Annotated in this window: 23 protein-coding genes; 5 read left to right on the top strand and 18 right to left on the bottom strand. The window is 40.9% G+C overall.

Annotated features, from left to right (window positions below):
• Nucleotides 1-24: 24 nt before the first annotated feature.
• The 3 genes from ABT310_RS07305 to ABT310_RS07315 all read right to left on the bottom strand — a co-directional run bounded on the left by ABT310_RS07305 (nucleotide 25) and on the right by ABT310_RS07315 (nucleotide 2,988).
• Nucleotides 25-360, bottom strand: a complete 336-nt coding sequence (locus tag ABT310_RS07305) for a DUF86 domain-containing protein (RefSeq protein ID WP_375326086.1) — start codon at nucleotides 358-360, stop codon at nucleotides 25-27.
• Nucleotides 353-643, bottom strand: a complete 291-nt coding sequence (locus tag ABT310_RS07310; protein ID WP_375326087.1) for a nucleotidyltransferase family protein — start codon at nucleotides 641-643, stop codon at nucleotides 353-355. Before ABT310_RS07310 ends, ABT310_RS07305 begins: the two co-directional genes overlap by 8 nt.
• A 74-nt stretch (nucleotides 644-717) precedes the next feature.
• Complete coding sequence (locus ABT310_RS07315) at nucleotides 718-2,988, bottom strand: TonB-dependent receptor domain-containing protein (protein ID WP_375326088.1); 2,271 nt, start codon at nucleotides 2,986-2,988, stop codon at nucleotides 718-720.
• A 79-nt stretch (nucleotides 2,989-3,067) separates the two neighbouring features.
• Between ABT310_RS07315 and ABT310_RS07320 the strand changes: the two genes are divergently transcribed.
• On the top strand, nucleotides 3,068-3,724 hold the full coding sequence (locus ABT310_RS07320) for a metal-dependent transcriptional regulator (RefSeq protein WP_375326089.1): 657 nt from the start codon (nucleotides 3,068-3,070) through the stop codon (nucleotides 3,722-3,724).
• Nucleotides 3,724-4,545: a ZIP family metal transporter gene (locus ABT310_RS07325; protein WP_375326090.1), complete on the top strand. Its 822-nt coding sequence runs from the start codon at nucleotides 3,724-3,726 to the stop codon at nucleotides 4,543-4,545. Before ABT310_RS07320 ends, ABT310_RS07325 begins: the two co-directional genes overlap by 1 nt.
• Nucleotides 4,546-4,550: 5 nt before the next feature.
• On the opposite strand, the gene ABT310_RS07330 is transcribed toward ABT310_RS07325, so the two are convergent.
• The 8 genes from ABT310_RS07330 to ABT310_RS07365 all read right to left on the bottom strand — a co-directional run bounded on the left by ABT310_RS07330 (nucleotide 4,551) and on the right by ABT310_RS07365 (nucleotide 16,106).
• Nucleotides 4,551-5,684, bottom strand: coding sequence for an efflux RND transporter periplasmic adaptor subunit (locus tag ABT310_RS07330; RefSeq protein ID WP_375326091.1), 1,134 nt, complete (start codon nucleotides 5,682-5,684; stop codon nucleotides 4,551-4,553).
• 3 nt (nucleotides 5,685-5,687) lie between these two features.
• Nucleotides 5,688-10,034 (bottom strand): CusA/CzcA family heavy metal efflux RND transporter, encoded by a 4,347-nt coding sequence (locus ABT310_RS07335; RefSeq protein ID WP_375326092.1) that lies wholly within the window; start codon nucleotides 10,032-10,034, stop codon nucleotides 5,688-5,690.
• A gap of 77 nt (nucleotides 10,035-10,111) precedes the next feature.
• Nucleotides 10,112-10,510: a hypothetical protein gene (locus tag ABT310_RS07340; RefSeq protein WP_375326093.1), complete on the bottom strand. Its 399-nt coding sequence runs from the start codon at nucleotides 10,508-10,510 to the stop codon at nucleotides 10,112-10,114.
• 84 nt (nucleotides 10,511-10,594) lie between these two features.
• Nucleotides 10,595-10,747, bottom strand: coding sequence for a hypothetical protein (locus ABT310_RS07345; protein ID WP_375326094.1), 153 nt, complete (start codon nucleotides 10,745-10,747; stop codon nucleotides 10,595-10,597).
• 96 nt (nucleotides 10,748-10,843) lie between these two features.
• Nucleotides 10,844-13,924 (bottom strand): WD40/YVTN/BNR-like repeat-containing protein, encoded by a 3,081-nt coding sequence (locus ABT310_RS07350; RefSeq protein ID WP_375326095.1) that lies wholly within the window; start codon nucleotides 13,922-13,924, stop codon nucleotides 10,844-10,846.
• Nucleotides 13,925-14,098: 174 nt separating this feature from the next.
• Complete coding sequence (locus tag ABT310_RS07355) at nucleotides 14,099-14,575, bottom strand: hypothetical protein (protein WP_375326096.1); 477 nt, start codon at nucleotides 14,573-14,575, stop codon at nucleotides 14,099-14,101.
• A 6-nt stretch (nucleotides 14,576-14,581) separates the two neighbouring features.
• On the bottom strand, nucleotides 14,582-15,337 hold the full coding sequence (locus tag ABT310_RS07360; protein ID WP_375326097.1) for an SDR family NAD(P)-dependent oxidoreductase: 756 nt from the start codon (nucleotides 15,335-15,337) through the stop codon (nucleotides 14,582-14,584).
• A 49-nt stretch (nucleotides 15,338-15,386) separates the two neighbouring features.
• Complete coding sequence (locus tag ABT310_RS07365; RefSeq protein WP_375326098.1) at nucleotides 15,387-16,106, bottom strand: DUF6090 family protein; 720 nt, start codon at nucleotides 16,104-16,106, stop codon at nucleotides 15,387-15,389.
• A gap of 127 nt (nucleotides 16,107-16,233) precedes the next feature.
• On the opposite strand from ABT310_RS07365, the gene ABT310_RS07370 reads away from it, so the two are divergent.
• From ABT310_RS07370 to ABT310_RS07380, 3 genes are read left to right on the top strand one after another with little or no spacing between them, the layout of a single operon-like run.
• Nucleotides 16,234-16,677, top strand: a complete 444-nt coding sequence (locus ABT310_RS07370; protein ID WP_375326099.1) for a hypothetical protein — start codon at nucleotides 16,234-16,236, stop codon at nucleotides 16,675-16,677.
• A 1-nt stretch (nucleotide 16,678) separates the two neighbouring features.
• Complete coding sequence (locus tag ABT310_RS07375; RefSeq protein WP_375326100.1) at nucleotides 16,679-17,089, top strand: DUF2141 domain-containing protein; 411 nt, start codon at nucleotides 16,679-16,681, stop codon at nucleotides 17,087-17,089.
• 14 nt (nucleotides 17,090-17,103) lie between these two features.
• A complete protein-coding gene (locus tag ABT310_RS07380) occupies nucleotides 17,104-17,496 on the top strand; it encodes a DUF423 domain-containing protein (RefSeq protein ID WP_375326101.1) in 393 nt (130 codons plus the stop codon).
• Here ABT310_RS07380 and ABT310_RS07385 read toward each other — a convergent pair.
• The 7 genes from ABT310_RS07385 to ABT310_RS07415 all read right to left on the bottom strand — a co-directional run bounded on the left by ABT310_RS07385 (nucleotide 17,493) and on the right by ABT310_RS07415 (nucleotide 23,245).
• The gene (locus ABT310_RS07385) at nucleotides 17,493-18,206 is read right to left on the bottom strand and encodes a hypothetical protein (RefSeq protein WP_375326102.1); all 714 of its coding nucleotides are present in this window, start codon (nucleotides 18,204-18,206) and stop codon (nucleotides 17,493-17,495) included. The genes ABT310_RS07380 and ABT310_RS07385 overlap by 4 nt on opposite strands.
• Before the next feature lie 84 nt (nucleotides 18,207-18,290).
• Complete coding sequence (locus tag ABT310_RS07390; protein ID WP_375326103.1) at nucleotides 18,291-19,043, bottom strand: DUF4097 family beta strand repeat-containing protein; 753 nt, start codon at nucleotides 19,041-19,043, stop codon at nucleotides 18,291-18,293.
• Nucleotides 19,044-19,062: 19 nt separating this feature from the next.
• Nucleotides 19,063-19,848 carry a HEAT repeat domain-containing protein gene (locus ABT310_RS07395; RefSeq protein ID WP_375326104.1) on the bottom strand — a complete coding sequence of 262 codons (786 nt, stop codon included), beginning with the start codon at nucleotides 19,846-19,848 and terminating at the stop codon, nucleotides 19,063-19,065.
• A 2-nt stretch (nucleotides 19,849-19,850) separates the two neighbouring features.
• Nucleotides 19,851-20,375: an RNA polymerase sigma factor gene (locus ABT310_RS07400; RefSeq protein ID WP_375326105.1), complete on the bottom strand. Its 525-nt coding sequence runs from the start codon at nucleotides 20,373-20,375 to the stop codon at nucleotides 19,851-19,853.
• 263 nt (nucleotides 20,376-20,638) lie between these two features.
• Nucleotides 20,639-20,782, bottom strand: a complete 144-nt coding sequence (locus ABT310_RS07405; protein WP_375326106.1) for a hypothetical protein — start codon at nucleotides 20,780-20,782, stop codon at nucleotides 20,639-20,641.
• 7 nt (nucleotides 20,783-20,789) lie between these two features.
• Nucleotides 20,790-23,006: a ferrous iron transport protein B gene (gene feoB, locus ABT310_RS07410; protein ID WP_375326107.1), complete on the bottom strand. Its 2,217-nt coding sequence runs from the start codon at nucleotides 23,004-23,006 to the stop codon at nucleotides 20,790-20,792.
• On the bottom strand, nucleotides 23,003-23,245 hold the full coding sequence (locus ABT310_RS07415) for a FeoA family protein (RefSeq protein WP_285650001.1): 243 nt from the start codon (nucleotides 23,243-23,245) through the stop codon (nucleotides 23,003-23,005). Before ABT310_RS07415 ends, feoB begins: the two co-directional genes overlap by 4 nt.
• Nucleotides 23,246-23,263 lie beyond the last annotated feature (18 nt).

Below are 23,263 nucleotides of genomic sequence, written 5' to 3' on the forward strand. Positions count from 1 at the left end.
AGATAGGGGAAGGTAAGTAGACTTTTATTGTAGCTTATTGTTCAATGTTTCCAAAAGCTTAGGTAAATCATCTTCAATAATCTGCCATACAATCTCCAAATCAATCCCAAAATATTCGTGGACAATACGGTTTCTAAAACCTCTTAAATAAATCCACTCAATTTCAGGGTTCTCAGTTTTATAGGTTTCTGTTATTCGATTTGCAGCTTCTCCAATAATTTCAAAGTTTCTAATAACTGCGTCGATTGTTTTGCTGTCATTCTGAAAGTTAACAAATGACATGTCTTTAGTGTAAGTCAAAATCTTTCGTGCAGATTCAATCATGTCTTGAATCAAAAGTGTATTGTCTCTTCTAGACATATATCAAGTCAGATAGAATGGTGTTTAGGTATTGCTCTTTCACACCTTTTTTTGAAACTAAATCGACTTTTAATCCCAAAGATTTTTCAAGTTCGTTAGCTAAATCAATAAATTTAATTCCAATTTTTCCATTAAATTCTACTAAAATATCGACATCACTAGAATCGGTCTGTTCATTTCGAGCGTATGAACCAAACAAAGCCATAGAAGAAATCGGGTAACGTTCACTTAAACGCACCTTAAGCTTTGAAAGCTTGGTTGTTATATTTTGGGTAGTTTCCACACTCAAAGTTAGCAATTCAGACTCAAATTATAGCTTTTTGGAATATTCTAGTCTTGAAATATATTTTTTTTGGTTTAAAAAACCGTATACCTTAACCCAAAAAATCCACGAATACCTTGGTTGGGGCCATACACATAGCTTGGGTCAAAAGTAAGGGCATAAGGGTTGTTTGGCGTGGCCACTGCATTACCATTGCTGTCGAAAGTTACTTCCTTGTCGAAAGGATCATTGGCACGTGCAATGATAAAGGGGTTCCCTCGATTTGGAGTCCAATCCAATAGGTTTTTTATTCCACCGTAGATTTCAATATTATTGAGCCCTTTATAGGTAAACTGGATATTTTGAATACTCCAAGTAGGCGAATATTCCTGTCTTGGATCTAACTCCCCTAAAAGAGGCAATCGCATGGGTCCGTATAGATTTCCTGTGTAGTCCGCCGTTAGGTTGAGGGAGCGAAAGGTGTACGACAAATTCCAGGTCGCGGTAATACTTTCAGTAAGGATTTGCTGCTGGGTTACCCCATTTTCGGTGCTGCTGACATCTTGCCAAGTGGCCCCGACCATAATTTTAAAACTGCTTGGAAATGCAACGTCCAAATTCGCACTCACGCCCTGCGAAACTGATTTCCCATCCAAATTATCATAAATGATCTGGTTGGGATTGGTTTCATAATCTGGGAGAATCACGTTCGAAAATCGAGTGTAAAACGCAGAAGCATCAATCCCAATAAAGGTGCCATTGGTGCTATAAATTTTCTTTAAATAATTGATGTTGACATTGACAGACCGTTCTGGCTTTAACTCTTCTGCAATAATCACCTCTCTTGACCCAGTGAGTGCGGCATGATCTTCGGTAAACAAATTCACCACACGAAATCCGGTTCCTGCATTCACCCGAAAAATATCATTGTCCGATATTTTCCATTTGTAGGCCGCTCTCGGAGTAAAGATGTTACCGTGCCGTTGATCATAATCATACCGTAAACCACCCAAAAACGAATGTTTGGGGGCAAAGGCGTATTCATCTTGGGCAAATAGACTCGGTATCCAAATATTGTCGGCCGCTACAGTGGCGGGCGTGTTGTCGTCATAGTAATTATATCGAATAGCACTTCCGAACAGCAAATCATGATTTCCTGCAGTTTTGTCCCAGGTCAATTGTGCAAATCCTATGCGTTGGTCTGCCAAATACTCGGTATCGCCATAGACCGAATTCTGGTTATGATCATTATAGGAAAATGATAAAAGAAATTTTTCCTCAAAGGGCAATTGATATTTTCCCAGCACCTCCCATCTGCGGGTATAAATGCTTTCTCCATAAATTTCATCACCACCTCGGTATTCAGGGGTCCATTGCATTTCTCCACCCCAACGGTCCTCATAAAAAAAGCGACCGGCCAAAGAGAACAATCGATTTTCATTTCGTCTAAAATCCCATTTTTGAAAAATGGATATGCGGTCTTGGAGTGTCAAATCCGTAAAATTATCCCCGTTATTGTCAATGGGATTGTCGTAATTAAAGTAGTTGACGCCTAAAAGTAGATTGGTTTTGTCTCCTACAGCTATTTTACTTCCTACATCCAAATTGTATTCTCCCCATCCCGTGGCAAAGCCATCGGCAAAAAACTCAGGAGCACTTATCGCATTTTTGGTAATGATGTTGATCAGTCCTCCTACAGCTTCACTACCATAAAGAGAGGATGCAGGACCTTTTACAATCTCAATTTGCTCAATAAGGGAATTGGGGATTCCTGTAAGGCCATATACAGTCCCCAAGCCACTCACAATGGGCATTCCATCGATAAGAACAAGGGTGTAGGGGCCCTCCAATCCATTAATGTGGATGTCACCCGTATTGCAAACATTGCAATTGATCTGTGGGCGCACCCCGTTCACATTTTGGAGCGCATCAAAAACACTGGCAGTCGGATTCTTTTTTAAAAAAGTGGGGGAATAGACTTCTACAGGAACTGGACTTTCCAATCGACTTACAGGTTTTAGGGTTCCTGTGACCACCATTTCATCCAAACTTTGGGCCGAAGGTTCCAATGGAATGTTAATCGATTTTTCTTCTGAAGTACCAAAACTAATTTTGGTTTGGTAAGGTTGATAACCAAGTGAAGTTACCAGCAATACGTAATCCCCTGGTTGAATGTTTTCTAACCTAAATAACCCATCGATATCCGTTGCGGCCCCGATTTCTGTTCCTTTCAGCAATACGTTTGCCAAAGGCAAAGGTTCTCGATTATCAGTAACCTTTCCATTTAAGGATGCCATTTGGGCAAAACAACAACTGCTAACCAAAGTTATCCATAAAAGGGCGATATGTCTACAAACTAATTTCAATGAGTAAAAAATTAAATTTAGACAAAACTAAAAATAGATTTTGTTAAATAAAAATGTATTTTTGAAAAAATATTTTTTGATGACTCGATCAGAAGAGAATTATTTAAAGACCATTTTTCATTTAGGGGGAGGGGATTCCAAGTCCATAACCACTAATGCCATAGCCGACCAAATGGAAACCAAACCATCTTCGGTGACCGATATGGCCAAGAAATTGGCAGAAAAAGGGTTGGTCGATTATGTGAGGTACCAAGGAGTATCGCTGACCAATTCAGGAATAAAAACTGCCTTGTCCATTATTCGAAAACATAGGTTGTGGGAAGTTTTTTTAGTGAAAAAGTTGGATTTTTCATGGGATGAGGTACATGAAGTGGCCGAGCAGTTGGAACACATTAAAAGTGAAAAACTGATTGACAAGATTGATGAATTACTAGATTTTCCCAAGTACGACCCCCACGGCGACCCCATCCCGACCAAAGATGGAAAATTTCAGGAGCGGGATGAAAAATTGCTCAGTGAAATGCCCATTAATGCCACAGGGGTTTGTGTTGGGGTCAAGGATTCTTCGGTGCCCTTTCTAAAGTTTTTGGACAAGAATAAAATTGCTTTAGGAAACAACATCAAAGTATTGGACAAAGAAGATTTTGACAACTCTCTACGTATTCAACTGGAAGGGAAAGAAATGCGGATATCACATCAAATAGCGTCTAACCTCTATGTAAAAAAGAACGACTGATGGAACAAATAATAAACTATTTTCAAGAAATTGACCCAGTTTTGGCTGCTTTGTATGCCACCCTTTTTACTTGGGGGCTTACGGCCGCAGGTGCAGCATTGGTTTTCTTTTTCAAGGGAATGAACCGTGCCCTTTTAGATGGCATGTTGGGCTTTACAGGGGGCGTCATGGTTGCTGCCAGTTTTTGGAGCTTATTGGCTCCGGGAATCGAAATGAGTCCTGGTGAGGGGTTTGTGAAAGTAATTCCAGCTGCGGTTGGATTTTTGTTGGGAGCGGCCTTTATTTTCGGATTGGATAAGATCCTACCTCACTTGCACATCAATTTTAAAATGAGCGAGGCCGAGGGGGTTAAAACGCCTTGGCATAGAACTACCTTGCTCACTTTGGCCATTACCTTGCACAACATTCCTGAGGGATTGGCCGTAGGGGTGCTTTTTGGGGGAGTAGCAGCAGGTTTTGAGGGCGCTTCCATTGGAGGTGCAGTTGCTTTGGCTTTGGGTATTGGACTTCAGAATTTCCCCGAGGGATTTGCAGTGGCCATGCCATTGCGCAGACAAGGGTTAAGTCGACGAAAAAGTTTCCTTTATGGTCAAGCATCGGCATTGGTGGAACCCATTGCAGGGGTGTTGGGAGCTTGGGCCGTATTGACTTTTGAGCCTATTTTACCTTACGCACTTTCTTTTGCTGCTGGGGCGATGATCTTTGTAGTGGTGGAAGAAGTAATTCCAGAAACACAACAAGACAAATACACCGATATCGCCACTATGGGTTTTATCGGTGGATTTATCATTATGATGACTTTGGATGTAGGTTTGGGGTAGCGGAATTATCCACCAATCAAATCAAATACACCCTTAGTTAAAAATTGATCACTTTCGGATAGCTCGGAAGAGTTGATTTCCGTGAATCCGCCATAGGTGCTACCTTGTTTTACCGCTACGCGCTCAAAAGTGTAGCCACCATCTTTTTGGTCAATCAATTTGAGCACATAGTAGTTGCCCTCGGATTCAATTACCGCTTCTTCGGGCAGGGACAAAGTTTTGGTCGTATCCGTCATGATCATGGCATCTACAAACATACCAGGAAGAAAATTACTGGCTTTTTCATCTTCGTGCTCTAAATGCCCATGAACTTTAATAGTACGTTGGGTATTATCGATGGATGTTCCCACCAAATAAACCTCAGCATTAAAAGCTGCTTCAGCTGCTTCAGGAATCCTAAACTCTATTTTCTGTCCTTTTTTAACCTTTAAAATGTCTTTTTCAAAAACAGTCAACTCTAAATGCACATGCTCATTGTCCACTATTTCCAATATTTCGGTAGCAGGGGAAACATAGCTTCCTTTGGCCACATTCATTTTGGTGATACTTCCTGAAATAGGGGCATAAATGGCCGCTTGTGAAGAAATGTTGCCTTGCTCCACATTGCTGGGTGAAATATTGAGCATTTGCAATTGCTCTTTTAACCCTTGGTAACGTGCTTTAGCGGTTTCATAATTGCTTTTGGCCTGAAGAAAATTCTTTTGCGAAGCGATTTTTTCATCAAAAAGGGTCTGATTTCTCTCGAACTCAGCTTTTAAATAATCCAGCTGGTTGAACACCTCCAAATAATCCTGTTGCATTTGCACAAATTCTTGGTTTTCCAAAATCACCAATAGTTGTCCCTTTTTTACTTGATCCCCAATCAATAATGATGTTTGCTTTACAAAACCACCCATAAAAGCGGATACACTTGCGCGGTTTTCTGGCGGTACATCAATCATTCCAGAGGTTTCCACCATTTTTGGAAATGTTCTTCGTTCCATGGCACCGATCATGAGACCATTGGTTTCGAATTGCGCTTGGGTTACCACGATTCCTATCGCTTCAGTTTGTTCTTCGGAAGCGGATTCTTTGGTGTTTTTATTGCCACAGCCCATTATGAATAGGAATACAGCGGCGATGTGAAATATATTTTTCATTTTTTAAAATGTTATTGTCAAGTAGTTAATGGCGATTACAGTTTGATTGTATTGGTTGAGGATATCCAGATAATTGACTTGGATATCGTAGGCGTTTTCCAAACTTTGGATGTATTGGAAAAAGTCAATTTCCCCATTTTGAAAGTTGCCTGTAGCTGCCTTCAAAATTTGCTCGGAAAGTTGACCGCCCTCATCTTCGTAATAAGAGAGTTCCTTGGTTTGTTGCTCCAGTTGTCCCAACAAAGTTTTAAAGCGTTGGTTCATGGCGACCGTGATTTCAGTGTTCTGCATCTCGGTAATTTGAGTCTGAAGCTTTGAAGATTTCACCTTGCTACTATGTCCAAAGAATAAGATGGGAATGCGAACCCCTAATTGAATGCCATATAAGGAAGTGCCCAATCCACTATTGGTTCCTTGAAAATATTCCAAGTTAAGGTCTGGTAACAATCTGTTTTCTTCCAAGCTTTTTTGCGCATTGCTCAACTCTTGGCGATTGTCCAAGAATAAGGCTTCCGTTTCCAACAAGCCTTGGGCATTCAATACCATCAATTTTTCTGGTTTTTCATCCGCAATGAGCAAAGAATCTTCACTTTGCACCAAACTCACAATTTGACCATAAGCGGTCAGTATTTGCTGTTGAATCTTGGAGTAAGTGTTTGCAATCTGTCGTTGTTTGGCCGTAGCAGTCACTTTTTCCAAATAATTGGTCTCACCCAACTCAAAACGTCTTTGGGCGGCATGGGCAAAGGTGCTATAAATGCTGTCTAACGTTTTATAGAGCTTTGCTTTTTGATTCAAAGTTTGGTACTCATAATACGCATTGCTCAACGATTGGTACAATTGCTTCTTTCGAAGCTCAAACGAAGATTTTTGCAGCTCATAATTTGATTTTTGAAGTCTGCTTTTAGCCCCATACACGGTAGGAAACTCAAACTGTTGTTGAGCGCCGAACACTTTAAGGGGTTCCCCATTCAATGCCAGGTTGTTTTCATCATACTGGTAATAAATGTCCATTTTATCGAACTCAAAAGCAGTTCCTTTTAGAGTTTCCGCTTGATCTACCAATAAAGATTCGGCTTGTATCCCTTTGTTGTTTTCCAAGGATAACGCCATTAGATCTTCCAGGTTCAATTGCGTTTGTGAAAATCCTGAAGCTGAAATTAAAAGTATTATTAGGGTCAGCGCGTTCTTTTTCATTTTGCGCTCTCTTCTTCTTTTTCTCATACCACGGAATTTAATGTTGTGGGAGTATGCATATAACACGGGCAATACCACCAAGGTAAGCATGGTCGCCGTGACCAAACCACCGATAACAACGGTGGCCAAAGGTCTTTGCACTTCTGCGCCTGCGTTGGTCGAAACCGCCATGGGCAAGAACCCTAATGCTGCTGCAGATGCGGTCAACAATACGGCACGAAGCCTGTCCTTGGTTCCTTGTTTGATCAAGTCTTCCATGGAATCAAAGTCTTCTCCTTTGAGTTCTTTGAAGTGTTCAATTAGAACAATTCCGTTCAACACCGCAATTCCAAATAGTGCAATGAACCCAACTCCTGCCGAAATACTAAAAGGCATATCACGTAACCAAAGTAAGAGTACACCTCCCACTGCCGATAATGGAATGGCCGAGAAAATAAGCAAAGCTTCTTTTACCGAACCAAATGCAAAATACAGCATGATGAAAATGAGCAATAAGGCAATCGGTACTGCAATCATCAAACGTGCTTTGGCGTTTTGCAGGTTTTCAAATTGACCACCATAGGTGATGGTGTATCCTGGAGGTAAGGTGATGTTTTCATTGATCAACAATTGTACATCATCGACTACAGATTGGAGGTCACGGTTCCTTACATTGATTCCCACCACGATTCTACGCTTGGTATCGTCCCTTGAAATTTTAGCAGCACCTTTTTGATACGTAATCTCGGCCAATTCGCTCATCGGAATTTTACCTCCGTTGGGGATGTCCACATACAGATTTCTCAGGTTGGAAATATCTTGACGGTTTTCCGCATCCAATCGAACGGCCATATCGAATTGCCGTTCTCCCTCAAAAACGCTACCGACAATTTTACCCGCAAAGCCCATCGCAATCATTTCGTTGAGGTCGGCAATGTTGAGTCCGTGACGGGCAATTTTAGCTCGATTGAACGATACATTCATTTGCGGAAGTCCCTCTACTTTTTCAACGATAATATCGGATGCTCCCTCAACATTTTGAATCAGGCTTTTGATTTCATTCGCCTTTTTGTTCAAGGTTTCCAGATTTTCTCCGAATATTTTAATGGCGATATCAGCACGTACCCCTGTAATTAACTCATTAAAGCGCATTTCAATGGGTTGGGTGAATTCGACCTCTACTCCCGGCAATACAGAAATTGCCTCCTTGAATTTATCGGCAAGTTCATCCTTGGTTTCGGCAGACACCCATTCATCTTTTGGTTTAAGGGCAATGATCACATCGCTTTCTTCCATCGACATGGGGTCGGTTGGTACTTCGGCAGCGCCAATACGGCTCACCACTTGTTTCACTTCTGGAAATTGGTCCAACAATATTTGTTCAATCTTGGTGGTGGTTTCCACGGTTTTGGTCAAGGATGTTCCTGTTTTTAACACAGGTTGAATCACAAAATCCCCTTCATCCAAAGTGGGTACAAATTCACCTCCCATGGAAGAAAACAACAAAATGGCTCCAACCAAAAGGGCAGCTGCAAGTGAAAGCACTAATTTTTTGCTTCTCATGGCCCATTCGATAACAGGCTCGTATTGTTTATTGATCCAATTGACCAATCGCGTAGAAATACTTTTAGCCGATTCCTTGGATGGCCTTAAAAATAAGGCTGATGCAACAGGCACATAAGTGAAACATAGTAATATGGCACCTAATAAGGCAAAACTAAAGGTCAATGCCATGGGTTTGAACATTTTTCCTTCCACACCACTTAATGATAGAATTGGAATAAATACAATTAAGATGATTAACTGCCCAAAAACAGCGGAGTTCATCATTTTGGTGGCTCCCTTTAAGGTGATATCATCTTTGATGGACTGTACCTCATTTTTACCCAAATTGGCAATTTCAGCTTTCTTTTGGGTGATTTGAAAGGCGATATATTCTACAATGATCACCGCTCCGTCGATGATAATACCAAAGTCAATCGCACCAAGACTCAACAAGTTGGCATCTACCCCGAAAATGTTCATTAAGGTTAGGGCGAACAACAAGCAAAGTGGAATCACAGAGGCGACTACAAGTCCTGACCGCCAGTTACCCAAGAGTAATACCACCACAAAAATCACGATCAAACAACCTAACACCAAGTTTTCGGTTACGGTAAAAGTGGTTCTTCCAATCAGCTCGCTTCGGTCCAAAAAGGGATTGATGTACACCCCTTCGGGCAAGGATTGGGAAATGGCGGCAACCCTTTCCTTAACGGCTTCAATCACGCGTTTGGAATCTGCATCTTTGAGCATCATGATTTGACCCAATACTTTTTCCCCTTCACCATTTCCAGTGATGGCACCAAAACGTGGGGCACTTCCAAATCCGACCTTGGCCACATCCTTTATATAAATAGGAATACTGTTACGAGTGGTGACTACAATGTCTTCAATGTCCTTGAGGCTTCCGACCAAACCTTCCCCTCGGATAAAATAAGCTTGGTTTACTTTTTCAATATAGCCACCACCGGAAATGCTGTTGTTCATTTCCAAAGCCGTAAAAACTTCTTTGGCAGTGATGTTGAACGCGTTGAGTTTTTGGGTTTGAATGGCGACCTCGTATTGTTTTAGATGCCCGCCCCAGGTATTCACTTCAACCACTCCAGGAATTCCCGAAAGTTGACGTTTTACAATCCAATCTTGAATAGTTCGGAGCTCTGTTGAAGAGTATTGGTCTTTATACTCGGGCTCTACATCCAAAATGTATTGGTAGATTTCACCCAAACCAGTGGTGATCGGGCCCATTTCTGGAGTTCCAAAACCTTCTGGAATTCGGCTGGATGCGGATTTGATTTTTTCGGCAATCAATTGTCGGGGTAAATAAGTACCCATATCGTCTTCGAAAACAATGGTGACCACCGACAACCCGAACTTTGAAACCGAACGGATTTCTTTTACACCAGGTAAGTTCGCCATTTCCAGCTCCACGGGATAGGTAACAAATTGTTCCATATCTTGGGTGGACAGACTATTTGAAGTGGTCAGTACCTGAACTTGGTTGTTGGTAACATCGGGAACCGCCCCGATGGGAATTTGTGATAGGGAATATAGCCCGACAAAGGCTATAAACGCTGTGAACAGAAGAACAATAAACTTGTTCTTAATACTAAAGTTTATAATTTTTGAAAACATGATTCATAGAGAATGAGAGCATTATTAAATAGAATAAGGCTTGCGAAAAGTGTTCAGCTATGCTGAAAAACTATGAATTATGCGTGTTTGGGCGGCTGAAAAAGCTCATCACCCCAGATGTGGGAGTAAGAAATTTGATAATGAAAGTTTCCTTTAACCACCAACGGGGTTTCGGAACGGGTTTCCATAAAATTATTGGAGTCCAAAACAAAGACTAGAGGTTGTGCACATGGAGATTGATGCTGAAAAGGCAATTTTTCATGTTCCTTTTGTTCCTCTTGGTGCTTTTCGCTGTGAGAGGCTTTAAGTTCACCATAATGTTTGGAAACAAAAACCATAAGACTATCCCCATATTCCTCACTATGGAACTGGTAATGCTCAATAAATTGTCCAATTTCAACCAAATCCTTTAAATGGATGCTAGTACCTTGAAGCAAAATGAGCAGGGATATCCCTATGATTACAATTTTATTCATCCTGACTTCGTAAAATTAAGAATAATGTGTTGTAGGGTAAACAGTTGGTCTTAATTTAGAATTATTCTCATTTCTTTTGAAGCATTAGTCGATATATAAAATGACGGCTTGATACGGCTTCAATATTATGGTTTTGTCAATATAATCCAAACCAGAATAGTTATTGATCAATACGGTATGGTTACTCCATTTTTTATCAAGAGTGATTTCTGGTTTTTCTTTAGAAAAGTTTAACATCAATGGTCGATTCAAACGCAAATCACCCATCTATTATAGATTATGTTTCTAACATAGATGGGTGATCTTTAAAGCAAAATTTTGTCTAAAGTGACACTATCGGGCCACAATTGGAGAAATTCCCTTGTCTTCCAACAAAGCATTCACTTTAGGAAGCTCCTTGGTCAAAGTAGTTTCAAGTTTACCCATGTGAACATCCAATTCTTTGGTAAGCTCATCATACACCACATAAGCAGCATCGGTGGGTTTGGCGTCCCCATTTTCAATGCTTCGTTGCAAAGCATTAAATCTATTGTTCAGTTTGATAGGGAAGTTCAATGGATCTTGTCCCGATTGGTTCTTGGTTTGATATAGATCATTCTCGATTTCGGTCAAGGTCTCCATGAAATCTTCAGTTAACTTTGTGAACTTTCTACTTGACATACCTTTGCCCAAACTATCCAATTGTTTACGAATACTTCTAATTTGAATAACAGCTTCGTTGGCAATGGTTGCTTTCGCCGTAATCTTGGAAGCCAATTCAAATTGCTCTTGTAAATCTTCCGCTTTGATGCCTTTTAAGTTGGGATCCATTTCAATTTCGAATGGATAGCTTTTAATCACTTCTTCCCCCACTTTCATTTGAACGGTGTAAGTGCCAAGTTGTGCTTTAGGACCAGAAGTAGCCGAAGCACCCCAAATAATAATGCCATCAAAAGTGGTAGGGCCGGGGTATCTTAAATTCCAACTAAAAGTATTGATGCCTTTTGCAGTTGTTGGTTTGGTGCTGCTGAATCGACTATACCAAGATGAACCTCCAGTGGATTCATATTTAGGTTTATTCCCTCCAAAGGTGTCAATCAACTTGTTGTTTGCATCAAAAATGGAAAAGGTCACCGTGTCAACTTCCTCTTCCAAATAATATTGGAAGTTGGCATTGTAAATTCCTCTAATGGCATTGGTGGGTTTAAAGAGTACATTTTTCTCACTCAATAATTCCTTGGAGTATTCTCGTAAGGGTTGAATGTCGTCCAAAATCCAAAATCCCCTTCCGTGCGAACCAAGAACCACATCATTGTCCTTGATCACCAAATCACGGATAGGAGTGTCGGGTAAATTCAATTGTAGCGATTGCCATTCTTCGCCATCATTAATGGAAAAATAAACGCCGTGCTCGGTGGCCAAAAACAAAAGTCCTTCTCTTTGGTGGTCTTCACGAATGGCTCTGGCAAAGTGTCCTTTTTTAATTCCTGTGATGATTTTGGTCCACGTTTTTCCGTAGTCGTGGGTTTTAAAAACGTACGGCTCACGATCATCCACTTGGTAACGGTTGGCAGCCACATACAAGGTGCCAGGATTGTGAATGGACTCTTCAATGATGCTTACTCTGGAGTATTTAGGCAAATCTTCTGGAGTGATGTCTTCCCAGTTTTTACCACCATCTCTTGTAATATGGATTTTTCCATCATCGGAACCTGCCCAAATGGTATTTATATCATGGTTTGATGGCGACAAAGCAAAAACGGTTGCATAAATTTCAGGTCCGTTCATGTCCATAGTAATCACACCACCCGTTTTTCCCAACGTTTCTGGGTCGGCATAGGTGAGGTCTGGACTGATTTTTTCCCAAGTCTGTCCGTCGTTTGTGGTTTTCCAAACGTGCTGGGAACAGGTGTACATTACATTAGGGTCTTTTGGTGCAAACATGATGGGGAATGTCCACTGCCAACGCTCTGGAAGAGCACTCGCTGGTTCCCCAGAGAAGAATCTTGGATATACCTGAATATCTCTGGTTTGTCCGTTGCTACGATCATATCGGGTCAATAGGGCTCCCTGACTTCCTGCATAAAAAATATCGGGATTGGTCGGGCTTTGTGTGATCCAACCACTTTCACCACCTCCAACGGCATAATACCATCCATGGTTTGGTCCTCTAGCTTGTTTAAAATCCCATCCATCACTTGGCATGGCCAAGGTAGAATTGTCTTGCTGGGCACCCGCAACGTGATAGGGTACATCGCTTGTGGCCATTACGTGATACACTTGGGTGGTAGTATAATCTTGTTCTGTCCAAGTTTTTCCACCATTGATACTTACCACACCACCTCCATCATTGGAGCTGATCATTCTATCTGGATTGTTTGGGTCTATCCACAAATCGTGGTTGTCACCATGTGGTGTAGTAATTCTTTCATCAAAGGTTTTTCCTCCGTCTGTAGATTTGAAGAATCCAACGTTGAGGCCGTAAACCACATCTTTATCTTTTGGGTCTGCGACCAAACGGGAATAATAAAACGCACGTTGTCTCAATTTACGCTCGTTGTTGGTCATTTCCCAGGTCTTTCCACCATCATCGGAACGGAAAACACCACCTTCGTTTGCTTCGACTATGGCCCACACTCGGTTGGAATCTGCAGGAGAAACGGCTACCCCAATTTTTCCAATGGGGTCTTCTGGCATCCCTGGATTTTTGGTAAGATCGGTCCAAGTTTCCCCACCATCGGTGGATTTCCATAATTTACTATCGGGCCCGCCACCCCACATTTTCCATGCTTTACGGTACACTTGCCACGTACTGGCATAAAGCACGTTGGGGTTGTTTCGGTCTATGGTCAAGTCGGCAGCACCCGCTTTATCGCTTACGTAAAGCACTTTTTTCCAAGTTTCACCTCCGTCAACGGATTTAAAAACACCGCGTTCCTCATTGTCGCCATAAGGGTGACCAAGGGCCGCTACGTACACAATATTTTCATTGGTTGGGTCCACACGAACTCGGGAAATGGCTTGGGTTTCTTCCAATCCCAAATGTTTCCACGTTTTTCCACCATCAGTGGTTTTGTACACCCCATCACCTTGAGTGATACTTCCGCGCAATTGGGTTTCGCCCATCCCGATATACACTACATCGGGATTGGTTTCAGCTACGGCTACGGCACCCACTGAAGAACTGGTAACTTGGCCGTCGGTAACAGGGTTCCAGGTGTTTCCGCCATCAATGGTTTTCCAAAGACCACCACCAGTGGCCCCAAAATAATATTCGTTGGGTCTGGATGGACTTCCGGAACTTCCCAAGGAACGGCCTCCACGTTCGGGACCAATATTCCGCCATTTGAAACCGCTATAAAAACTGGTGTCAATGGTTGTGAGGGATGCATTTTGTGAATAGGTAAATAGTGTAAAAAGAAAAAGGCAGAGCATCGCCCAAGTCTTTGTTGAGGTAGTTGGCATTCTCATGATGTCAAGGTTGGTTGAGTTAAGTTAGAATAAGTCCCTAATTTACTCAATATTGATGAGAAAAATTAACCTAAAAACCCAAACCCTTGAATATTTTGAACAGTTCTAAAGAATTGGTTGCGGTTTATTGATGAAAACTCAAAGCGTAAGTTCTTCGAGAATTACGCCATAATCGTGCTGTAAGTCTTCGTGAAGCAATGGGATTTTCTTGCCAATGTATTCCAACTGCCTATTGTACAAATTTTTTAGGGTGATGTTTCGGTTGATGGATGGCTTAAAAGTTTTCAACTTCTCACAGAAATAAAGAAGCAGTTCAACTTCGGTCGCTTTATCTCCCGAATAGCGAATGTATTTTTTGACGGTACGGAGAATCTTGCGAACACTTTTTTTAATGTAGAAGTAACTGTTCACGTTGATTTCGGCAAACATCTCATCCATCTCTTCCTTGACCGTTTCAATGTAGGCTTCCTCACTTTCCGATTCAAAAAGGAGGTAGGTAAGGAGTTCCTTGTTCTCTTTTTTAAAACGAGCCAAACGAAGACACAGCTGCATTACCTCTTCCTGTGATTTAAACTGAAGTTCTTTTTTGAGTTGTGCAACAGTGGCTGCCTTCATACTATTTTATCTTAAATAAGATGCTCCATTTACATCGATTATGGTACCCGAAGAATAGGCTGCTTCGGCAGAAGCCAAGAACAATATGGCATGGGCAACTTCTTCGGGCTGGGCCATTCTTTTAAAGGGTGATTCTCGGAGCAAATTTTCCCTTTCTGCAGGCGTAAGGGTCACTTTTGCCATTTCGGTTTCGGTAAATCCTGGCGCAACAACGCCAACATAAATGTTGTGTGGTGCTAATTTTTTGGCCAAGGATTGACTCATGGAATTCAAGGCAGCTTTGCTGGCCCCGTAAGCAGGTTTAGTGGGTTCTCCACGGAAAGCACCTCGAGAGGACACGCTTACAATATGTCCACCACCTGTTTTCATCATGGCTTTGGCTCCCCAATAACACAAATTGGCCACGGCAAATAGATTGGTTTCAAAAGTTTTTTCCCAGGCATGGGTCCAGTGGTCAAAATCAACTTGGTCTATTTCATGAAAAATGGAAATCCCAGCATTGTTCACCAACACATCCAAACGGCCAAATTCGGCCACAAAATCATTGATCAGCGCTTCTGTTTCTGACTTTTGGGAAATATCCCTTTTAAAAAGTTGATGTCCTTCACCAGGCAATTCGGCCAAGGTTTGTTGGGCCACTTCATTATTGCTTCGGTAGTTAATGCCCACTTTGGCGCCTTTTTTGGCAAATGCCATGGCGGTTGCTTTTCCAATGCCTCTAGAAGCACCGGTTACGAGCACATATTTGTTGGTAAAATCCATTGATGTTGGTTTTGTACAAAGGTCAGGCTTAATTCACAATTCTAAAAACTTAATCCATTCCAGACTTTAACTCAAATTCAATCATCTCATAAATAGTTTTATTTCTACTTAAAGTAGTTAGGTAGCTTTGATGAATTCCATTAATCAACAATTTTCTTAATTCAATAGCATTCAAAACAAATATTTTGTCCTCTTTGCTTAAACTACTTTTTAAACCATTAAACATTCCACCTTCAATTTCCAATAGTTTAGGGCCAATGGTTTGTCGCGTATAGGTTTCGTCTGCGGCCAGTTGTTGGTTGGTGTAATTGTTTATGTCGTTGTAATAATTGAACAAAGAATCTACAATGGATTGATTTGAGATCAATTCCAATTTACCTGTCGAAATCAAATTGTCGAACGTGGAGGTTTGGGGTTGTATCCTAAAGAGGGTAATGAGTCCGTAGAACATGTTCTCATTTTTGAATTCTTTTAGGTTGTTGTCGCGAAGTTGAGCCTCTAGGCTAATTAGACTATCCGTAGTATAGCTCAATTGACGAGTTCTAGCACTTAAATGAATGGTATCCTGAACCAAGTTGGTTTGTAATTTCCTTAAATAAAACTGTTCTTCTTTTTTATTGTTTTTTTCTTGGTTCCAAGTATTTATCTGTAGCGCCAAAAGTATCCCGATTACAACCAATACAATTTCGCCAATGGCATACAAAAGGTATTTTGTAAATCGGTTTTTGGAAAGCAGCGCTTTTCTGATTTTTCGGAATAAGGTTGGCATGGTCAGTGGTTTGTTTAAAGATAACAACTTCGAACACAATATTCTATGGAATATGGGGTTGTTGTATTAATTACTTTCCTTTGCCATTTGATTTTTCTAATGTGCAAAAGGATATTCGAGAATTACTATGGGAATTAAAAAAAGACATGTTTTGTGGAACATTTTGATTGTTCTCACCGTTATCGTTTGCTTTTTTGCCTTTGTGGAGCATTATAAAAACTGGCACAACATTGAAGATGGAAACCTAAAGGTGCTTTCTGGTTTTTATTTTCAAAAAATCCCTTTATCTGAATTGGATAGCGTGCTTTTGGTAGAAAAATTGCCCGAAATGGAACGTTCAAGTGGCTTTTCTTGGATGGAACGAGAAAAAGGAGTTTTTTTTGACTCCATTACCCAATCCAAAGTGTATGTTTTCGTGGATGATTTATATCAGCAAAAGATAAAATTGGTACATCACGATTCGTTACAATTGTACATCAACCTTCAAGATAGCATTCAAACCCAAGAATTATTCTCAGTTTTGCAGGCCGATTTGCTTCAGCGAGCGGAACAGGCCAAAGTTGTACACTAGTATGAAAGGAATAGTAGTTATCTGTTTAATGGTTGTAACATCCAGTGCCTTAGCGCAGAACACCTTGTCCGTAAAAATCAACAATATTGCATCAACCGATGGAAAAGTGAATGTTGCAGTGTACAATTCCGACGATACTTTTTTGTCCTTTGATAAAGTGTTGAAGACGCATAGTGTATCTGCACATAAAGGAAGCGTTGAGCTTACGATTGCTGATTTGCCTGCAGGGGAGTATGCCCTAGCTGTTTTTCATGATGAAAATGATAATGGAAAATTGGACACCAATTGGTTGGGCATTCCCAAAGAGAAAGTTGCGTTCAGCAATGCCAAAATGAAGACTTTCGGCCCTCCCAAATACAAAGAATGCGCATTTACCGTAAATTCGGACTACGAAATTCACATTGATTTTTAAACTGGTCTTGCACTATGGAAACAATATTTATGGCTCAATTTATGGGAGCCTTATACGGGCTTTTATCGGTAATTTTTGGTGCCTTTGGTGCCCATGCCCTAAAAAAGAAATTGACCCCCGAGCTGCTACAAAGTTTTGAGACAGGGGTCAAATATCAAATGTATCACGCGATTGTGCTATTGGTTCTGGGTTTCAACCTGAGTTTTGACAAACCGTTGGATGCCGCTATAGTCAATTGCTTTATTTTTGGAACGCTGTTGTTTTCCTTCAGCATTTATGCCCTGTGTTTAGGCGCTGCAAAAGGTAATAAACCCTCTTTTTTAGGACCAGTGACTCCACTCGGAGGTTTGCTTCTGGTTGTTGGTTGGGGATTGTTGCTTTATTCCTTTATTGCCAATATGGTTTAAAGCCTTAGGTACATATTTCCATTTATGGTATTTAATTTTAGATGGTGGGTGGCGCTGTCAAAACTTCCTTCCGCCTTTTGGCCCACATATCGGTCACTTACGGTAAGGTTCATACCCTCATCGGCATAAATGCTGCCATGGATGGTTTCTGCGACCAATCTGGAATTCTTCATTACCAAATCTATTTCCCCGTTGATGGTCTGTAGGTTCAGGTCACCATTATATTTGGCAATATCAATATCCCCGTTGATCAAATCTGCGGTAAAATCCCCTTCAATAATGTCAGATTTGAGGTCGCCGTTAATGCTGCTCACTTTAAAAGTAGCTCCTTTGGGCACATACAGCACGTAATTGAACTCGTAGGTGTCATGCGTAAAGTAGTAACGCTTCTCCTTGTTGGGGTTGTTTTTGTTCCATTCATCGTGGAATGCTTCAAAAACGGGTTTTGCATCTGATTCGATATGCAGTGAACTGCTTCCCTCATCAATATCCAATTTATAGAGGTCAATAAATTTACCGTTCTCTGTTTTTATATCAGCCTTAAAATAAACCGTGGATTTATCCCAGGTTTTAACCTCGATGTTATTGGCAAACTTCACATCCAAGTCGATGGTTTGCCCTGAGTAGTTAAAGTTTTTTTCAATGATTTTCTGTGCGCTTAGGGATAGGGCTGCCAATCCCACAAAAGCGGTGATGATGAATTTTTTCATGACTGTTCGTTTTTTGATTTTAATATTTGATTGATGTTTTTGTCATCTTGAGCCTTTCGACTGCGCTCGATGTGACACTTCAGTTTATTCTTTTCTTAGGTACATATTCCCGTTGGTGGATTTCATGGAAATTTTAACCCCGCCTCCATTGATGGACGCCTTAATGTATCTTCCCAAAACCGATTTCATACCGTCTTTTTCATCGGCTTTAATGTCAAAATCGGTGTAGACATTTCCGTTTAGGGTGCTCAAGGCCAAATTGGCAGGGGTGTTCGATGGGAGGCTAACATCTACCGCCCCGTTGGTAGAGTAGAGGGAAATGGGGGAACTCTGGTTTACATTTCCAAATGTTACTTCTATTTCACCATTTAAGGAGTTGGCGGTTACGGGACCGTTTACGTTCAATAGTTTTACTCCGCCGTTCAGTTGTGCATCCGCTTCTATTTCTCCCGAAAAACCATCGATTTCAATATCACCGTTCCACGTACTTTTTACAGCAATATTTTGTGATGCAGGTAAATAGATTTCACCTTTCTTATCTTTTCTTAGGTTGTGGACAATTAAGGTGCTTCCGTCCTGCACCACGGAAAATCCTACGTTGGTGTTGTCTGTTCCGCTTTCGCCTACCAATTTAAGTCCTTTGGCACGTTCTGGGGTTTTTATTTCAGGACCAGATTTAATCAATAATTGGTTTGAGTTGTGGCTTTTTATCACAATGTCAGCAACGGATTGAATCTTTACCCATTGGATTCCATCCAATGATTTAGTGTAATCGCTCTGCGCTTTGGCAATGGTAGCCGTAAAAAGGGCCATTAAAATAAATGTGAATTTTCTCATGATTTTTCGTTTTTTGATATTAAGTTAAACTGGGCAGTACCGCCTTGATTTGATCTTTGATAAAGGGTTGTGTATCGTCTTTTTCCAACAATTTCTTCATAGGTTCCGCTGCTTTTTTCTCTTGAATTTGCACCAATGCTTGAATGATGGCAACCTGAATGCTTGGGTTTTTCTCTTTTTCCAAAGCTTCAATAAAGGTGGTTTTTACGCTTTCGGAGGAGGTGAACTTGATCAGAGCCTCAAAGGCGGTCATCCGAACATTATCATTTTCATCATAGAGCAATCGGTTGGCAAGGGCTTGGATGATGGCTTCATCGGGCTGTTCAAATTCCTCGATATAGTTCACACCTTGAATACGTTTACTAGCAGATTGATTTTCCATCAACGAAAGCATGGCGGTCTGTTTCATCTGAGTAGTCTCATCTTGGAGTTGTGCAATGCTCTCATCCACTTTTCTTTGCTGAAAAAGACTTCCCATCTGGAATGAGGCAACCAACAACGCTATGCTGGCTGCAATTTTCAATACATTTCCTGTCCAGTTGGATGATGATTCGGGTTTCAATTGAAACACTTTGCCTTGATGCTGTTTTTCTTGTTCAAGAGCGGCCTCAAAATTTGCTTTTAGCCTATCTGAGGGTGTTGGAACATCTTCTTCAAACACAATGAAAAAGGCTTCCATTTCTTCCAATTCTTTTTGGCAATCGGCACAGTTTTCTAGGTGCTTTTCAAATTCAGCCTTTGCAGATTTGTTCAAATTGCCATCCAGATAATCGGGTATTTGGTCAAAAACATGTTGCTTTTCCATGGCTATATACTTTCTAAATAGATATTCTTCAATTTTTTTAAAATCCTGCACACTCTGGTCTTTACGGCTCCAGGGGTGCTTCCAAAAATTTCCGCGAGTTCTTCGTATTTGATTCCCTTGTAGCGGTTCAAAATCACAAGTTCCCTGTCTTGAGGATCAAGTTTGCTCAAAGCATATTGGAGGTGAGCATTGTTTTCGTTCACATCATTTTCCTCTTCTACAGCTTTGTATGCAAGCACCTCAATATCGTCATGGGACTTATGGTTTCTTGTGTAATGTGTTTTAAGATTGTTCCGTGCAATAGTGAACAACCAAGACAAGAAAGACCCATTGTTGTATGAGTTCCGATACTTGATCAGCTTATAAAAAACATCTTGTGTAAGATCTTCGGCCAACATTTGATCGCCCGACATTTTGTATAAAAAATTATACACATGCTTGTGGTGTCGGTCAAAAAGTACCTTGAGCAAATCCAAGTTTCCCTCGGATACTTTTTGCATGATCATTTCATCTGAAAGCGTTTCCAAATGCTGCTTTTTAGTTGGCGTTTAACTTATATAGTCAGGAAATTAAGAAAGGTTACAGAAAGGGAGAGAAAAATTTTAGGAGAGATTGGAAAAAGAGCTTCATTTCGAGTTTTTTCAAAGAAAAAGTATCAAGAAGAAGCCTAAAAGTCATTAATTCTCGATACAATCTTTTTTCGTTTCTACTCAAAAAGATCACTCGAATTGACGATTTGATTTGTAGACTTCTCGACTGCGCTCGAGGTGACAAATAAATGCTGGAATAGTTAACTACAACCGCAGTTGTCACTTCCGCAGGAATGGGAATCGTCTTTTCCTTTACTGAAAAGGGATTTGGGAAGCAAGAATTTCCATACCAGATAACCTGCTGCAAGCAATAAAGTTCCGTATGCCAATAGTTGTTGAATCATGCTGGAATTAAATTAGTATTTGGTAGGCTATTAAAGCAATAATATATGCAAAAACACTCATAAAGCCCAATTGGATCATAGGCCATTTCCATGAGTTGGTTTCTCGTTTTACAATGGCAAGGGTGCTCATACACTGCATGGCAAAGGCATAAAACAACATCAGCGAGATTCCTGAGGCCAAATTGAACAAAGGCTTACCATTTTCATCCAATTCGGCAGCCATACGATTTTTAATGGTTTCTTCTTCATCACTACCTACACTATAAATAGTGGCCAAGGTTCCCACGAATACTTCCCGAGCGGCAAAGGAGGTTAAAACGGCAATTCCAATTTTCCAATCGTACCCTAAAGGTTTCACAAGTGGTTCAAAGGCTTTTCCGGCTTGACCAATATAGGAGTGTTCCAATTTATGACTGGAAATTTCCTGCGCAATAGCTCTCTCGGATAGTTCCGCTGTCAACACTTGAATGGAATCTTGAAGGGAAGCTGACGCTAAGCCTTCCTCCTGCGCTTCTGCTCGATAAGATGCGATATTGTTTTGGATATAGTTTTTACTGTAGGTACTTAAACCTTTATTTTCGATGCGTTCCGTTACAATCTGCTCGGCATTTTTGAAATCATCGGAATACCCATTGGAACCCAAAAACCATAATACAATGGAAATGGCCAAAATAATCTTCCCGGCTCCCAAAACAAAACTCTTCGTTTTTTCGATTACCGTGTACCCTACGTTTTTTAATAAGGGCAAGCGATAGGTAGGCATCTCGATCATAAATACCGACCTGCTCTTTATTTTGAGAATCTTGTTTAATACCATAGCTGATAACAGAGCCATTCCGAAACCAATAAGGTAGAGGAGCATCAAGGTCAAGGCTTGATAACTTAAACCAAGAAAATTCCCTTCAGGTATTACGAGTGCGATCAAGATCAAATAGACAGGCAATCGTGCCGAACAAGTGGTGAATGGAGTCACCAAAATTGTGATAAGCCTTTCTTTCCAATTTTCAATGGTACGCGTGGCCATAATGGCTGGAATGGCGCAGGCATTTCCAGAAATTAATGGCACCACACTCTTGCCGCTCAATCCGAACGGACGCATTACCCGGTCCATTAAAAAGACTACACGGCTCATGTATCCTGATTCTTCCAGCAAGGAAATAAAAAGGAACAAAAAGGCAATCTGCGGGATAAAAATCACAATTCCACCAATACCGGCCACGATACCTTCAGCCAACAGGTCGGTGAAGATGCCAGGAGGCAAGGTGTTTTTGATCCATTCCGCTCCCAAAGCAAATTGCTCGTCAATAAAATCCATGGGATAGCCACTCCAATCGAAAATAGCTTGGAAAATGGTGAGTAAAATCGCAAAGAAGATGAGGTAACCAAATACTTTGTGGGTTAAAACCTTGTCCATTGACGCGCGCAATCCCTTGGCGGCCATAAAATCGACCTTATAGGTCTCTTTCAATATATTGTTGATGAGTTGATACCGAAGTACAGTTTCCTTGTGCTGTAATTTTTTTAGCTCATCTTTTGATTTGGTGGCAAAGTCCGTCGCATCTTGAATCCGCTTTTTTTCGATGGGCATAAAATTCACGTCTTGCGTGATCACTAACCAAAGCTTGTAAAGATCGTTTTGCGGGAAGGTCTTTTGTAAGCGCTCAAAGTATTCTGGCGAAATTCTGTTTGGGTCCAGAAGAGGTTTGGAGGAAATGCTTTTGTAATCTGCAATAAGTTCTTTGATGCGGTCAATTCCTGTATTTTTTCGTGTACTGACCAAAGCAATTTTTGTGTCCAACTTCTTTTCCATGGCTTCAACGTCCAACGAAATGCCTTTTCGTGACATTCTATCTGCCATGTTGATGACCAAAATGGTTGGAATCTTAAGGTCCTTTATCTGGGTAAAAAGAAGTAGGTTCCTTTTTAGGTTTTCCACATCGCTGATTACCACTGCGACATCTGGATAATCCTTGTCGTTTTTGTTGAGCAAAAGTTCCACCACCAAACTTTCATCCAAAGAAGTAGTGTTGAGACTGTAGGTTCCCGGTAGATCTAAAATATGGGCCTTAACGCCTCTAGGTAATTTGCAAATACCTTCTTTTTTCTCTACGGTGATGCCAGGATAGTTCCCAACTTTTTGTTTGAGTCCGGTTAGTTGGTTAAAAACAGAGGTTTTTCCTGTATTGGGGTTGCCAATTAGGGCTACATTGATATTCTTGCTCATTTGGACTTGGTTTCTTCTACAATATCCAGTTCGATGAGTTCTGCCAAAGACCTTCTTATCGCCAAATGGCTTCCGCTAAGATTGATATAAATAGGGTCGTTCAATGGAGCAATCTGGACCAATTCAACACTGTTGCCAGGAAGGCAGCCTAGTTCCAATAATTTTATGGGGAGGGTATTTTCGGTGAAATCCTTTATGATTCCCTTTTGTCCATGACGTAAATCTGCAACGGTAGCCACTCTTCTTATTTAGAATAA

The sequence above is a fragment of the Flagellimonas cixiensis genome (assembly GCF_042134615.1).
GTDB lineage: Bacteria > Bacteroidota > Bacteroidia > Flavobacteriales > Flavobacteriaceae > Flagellimonas > Flagellimonas cixiensis.

Coding starts and splice junctions, on each gene's coding strand:
- ABT310_RS07305 (WP_375326086.1), bottom strand. CDS start 360: ATGTCTAGAAGAGACAATACACTTTTGATTCAAGACATGATTGAATCT.
- ABT310_RS07320 (WP_375326089.1), top strand. CDS start 3,068: ATGACTCGATCAGAAGAGAATTATTTAAAGACCATTTTTCATTTAGGG.
- ABT310_RS07325 (WP_375326090.1), top strand. CDS start 3,724: ATGGAACAAATAATAAACTATTTTCAAGAAATTGACCCAGTTTTGGCT.
- ABT310_RS07330 (WP_375326091.1), bottom strand. CDS start 5,684: ATGAAAAATATATTTCACATCGCCGCTGTATTCCTATTCATAATGGGC.
- ABT310_RS07335 (WP_375326092.1), bottom strand. CDS start 10,034: ATGTTTTCAAAAATTATAAACTTTAGTATTAAGAACAAGTTTATTGTT.
- ABT310_RS07340 (WP_375326093.1), bottom strand. CDS start 10,510: ATGAATAAAATTGTAATCATAGGGATATCCCTGCTCATTTTGCTTCAA.
- ABT310_RS07345 (WP_375326094.1), bottom strand. CDS start 10,747: ATGTTAAACTTTTCTAAAGAAAAACCAGAAATCACTCTTGATAAAAAA.
- ABT310_RS07350 (WP_375326095.1), bottom strand. CDS start 13,924: ATGCTCTGCCTTTTTCTTTTTACACTATTTACCTATTCACAAAATGCA.
- ABT310_RS07355 (WP_375326096.1), bottom strand. CDS start 14,575: ATGAAGGCAGCCACTGTTGCACAACTCAAAAAAGAACTTCAGTTTAAA.
- ABT310_RS07360 (WP_375326097.1), bottom strand. CDS start 15,337: ATGGATTTTACCAACAAATATGTGCTCGTAACCGGTGCTTCTAGAGGC.
- ABT310_RS07365 (WP_375326098.1), bottom strand. CDS start 16,106: ATGCCAACCTTATTCCGAAAAATCAGAAAAGCGCTGCTTTCCAAAAAC.
- ABT310_RS07370 (WP_375326099.1), top strand. CDS start 16,234: ATGGGAATTAAAAAAAGACATGTTTTGTGGAACATTTTGATTGTTCTC.
- ABT310_RS07375 (WP_375326100.1), top strand. CDS start 16,679: ATGAAAGGAATAGTAGTTATCTGTTTAATGGTTGTAACATCCAGTGCC.
- ABT310_RS07380 (WP_375326101.1), top strand. CDS start 17,104: ATGGAAACAATATTTATGGCTCAATTTATGGGAGCCTTATACGGGCTT.
- ABT310_RS07385 (WP_375326102.1), bottom strand. CDS start 18,206: ATGAAAAAATTCATCATCACCGCTTTTGTGGGATTGGCAGCCCTATCC.
- ABT310_RS07390 (WP_375326103.1), bottom strand. CDS start 19,043: ATGAGAAAATTCACATTTATTTTAATGGCCCTTTTTACGGCTACCATT.
- ABT310_RS07395 (WP_375326104.1), bottom strand. CDS start 19,848: ATGGAAAAGCAACATGTTTTTGACCAAATACCCGATTATCTGGATGGC.
- ABT310_RS07405 (WP_375326106.1), bottom strand. CDS start 20,782: ATGATTCAACAACTATTGGCATACGGAACTTTATTGCTTGCAGCAGGT.
- feoB (WP_375326107.1), bottom strand. CDS start 23,006: ATGAGCAAGAATATCAATGTAGCCCTAATTGGCAACCCCAATACAGGA.